Here is a 1,921-nt window from a genome sequence, read left to right as displayed (position 1 = left end):
GTGCCTGACGATGACCTACTCTCGCATGGGGAGGCCCCACACTACCATCGGCGCTGAGCGGTTTCACTGCTGAGTTCGGCAAGGGATCAGGTGGTTCCCGCACGCTATGGTCGTCAGGCGAAAAACGGTGAATCATGCTGATGCGAGGCGTCTCGTCGTATCCGGCTGTCGGTCGCCATCGGCAGACCGCTTGGGTGTTATATGGTCAAGCCTCACGGGCCATTAGTACCGGTTAGCTCAACGCCTTGCAGCGCTTCCACACCCGGCCTATCAACCAGCTGGTCTTGCTGGGCCCTTCAGGAGGCTCGAGGCCTCGGGGATGTCTCATCTTGAAGGGGGCTTCCCGCTTAGATGCTTTCAGCGGTTATCCCGTCCGCACATAGCTACCCGGCAATGCCACTGGCGTGACAACCGGAACACCAGAGGTGCGTCCACTCCGGTCCTCTCGTACTAGGAGCAGCCCTTCTCAAACATCCAACGCCCACGGCAGATAGGGACCGAACTGTCTCACGACGTTCTAAACCCAGCTCGCGTACCACTTTAAATGGCGAACAGCCATACCCTTGGGACCGACTTCAGCCCCAGGATGTGATGAGCCGACATCGAGGTGCCAAACACCGCCGTCGATGTGAACTCTTGGGCGGTATCAGCCTGTTATCCCCGGAGTACCTTTTATCCGTTGAGCGATGGCCCTTCCATACAGAACCACCGGATCACTAGAACCTACTTTCGTACCTGCTCGACGTGTCTGTCTCGCAGTTAAGCACCCTTATGCTCTTGCACTCACTGCACGATTTCCAACCGTGCTGAGGGTACCTTCGTGCTCCTCCGTTACGCTTTGGGAGGAGACCGCCCCAGTCAAACTACCCACCACACACGGTCCTCGATCCGGATCACGGACCTGAGTTAGAACGCCAATGATGCCAGGCTGGTATTTCAAGGTTGGCTCCACCCGAACTGGCGTCCGGGTTTCCAAGCCTCCCAGCTATCCTACACAGGCAACATCAGCGTCCAGTGTGAAGCTATAGTAAAGGTTCACGGGGTCTTTCCGTCTAGCCGCGGGTACACAGCATCTTCACTGCGATTTCAATTTCACTGAGTCTCGGGTGGAGACAGCGTGGCCATCATTACGCCATTCGTGCAGGTCGGAACTTACCCGACAAGGAATTTCGCTACCTTAGGACCGTTATAGTTACGGCCGCCGTTTACCGGGGCTTCGATCAGGAGCTTCGCTTGCGCTAACACCATCACTTAACCTTCCGGCACCGGGCAGGCGTCACACCCTATACGTCCGCTTGCGCGTTTGCAGAGTGCTGTGTTTTTAATAAACAGTTGCAGCCACCTGGTATCTTCGACCGGTTCAGGCTCAGGGAGCATGTCCCGTCACCCTATGCCGGCGTGCCTTCTCCCGAAGTTACGGCACCATTTTGCCTAGTTCCTTCACCCGAGTTCTCTCAAGCGCCTGGGTATTCTCTACCTGACCACCTGTGTCGGTTTGGGGTACGGTCCCACTGTATCTGAAGCTTAGAGGCTTTTCCTGGAAGCGTGGCATCGATGACTTCCAGCCCGTAGGCTGTTCGTCTCGTCTCTCGGCCTTGGGGAACCGGATTTGCCTGATTCCCCAGCCTACTGACTTTCACCAGGACAACCAACGCCTGGCTCACCTAGCCTTCTTCGTCCCCCCATCGCAATACAGTGAGGTACGGGAATATTGACCCGTTTCCCATCGACTACGCCTTTCGGCCTCGCCTTAGGGGCCGACTCACTCTGCTCCGATTAGCGTCGAACAGAAACCCTTGGTCTTCCGGCGGGGGAGTTTTTCACTCCCCTTGTCGTTACTCATGTCAGCATTCGCACTCGTGATACCTCCAGCAGACCTCTCGATCCACCTTCATCGGCGTACACGACGCTCCTCTACCGC

Annotated in this window: 2 rRNA genes; both read right to left on the bottom strand. The window is 56.8% G+C overall.

From position 1 onward, the window contains the following. Positions 1 to 2: 2 nt before the first annotated feature. Positions 3 to 118, bottom strand: a 5S ribosomal RNA gene (rrf, locus tag OP498_RS18305). Between the two features lie 83 nt (positions 119 to 201). Continuing rightward, a 23S ribosomal RNA gene (locus tag OP498_RS18300) occupies positions 202 to 1,921 on the bottom strand; the annotation flags it as partial.

Origin of the sequence: Halomonas sp. 25-S5 (assembly GCF_029889845.1) — a bacterium.
In the GTDB taxonomy this organism is placed as follows: Bacteria; Pseudomonadota; Gammaproteobacteria; order Pseudomonadales; family Halomonadaceae; genus Halomonas.
Note: the sequence above shows the minus strand (reverse complement) of the source record. Positions and strands in the feature narration are given on the sequence as shown.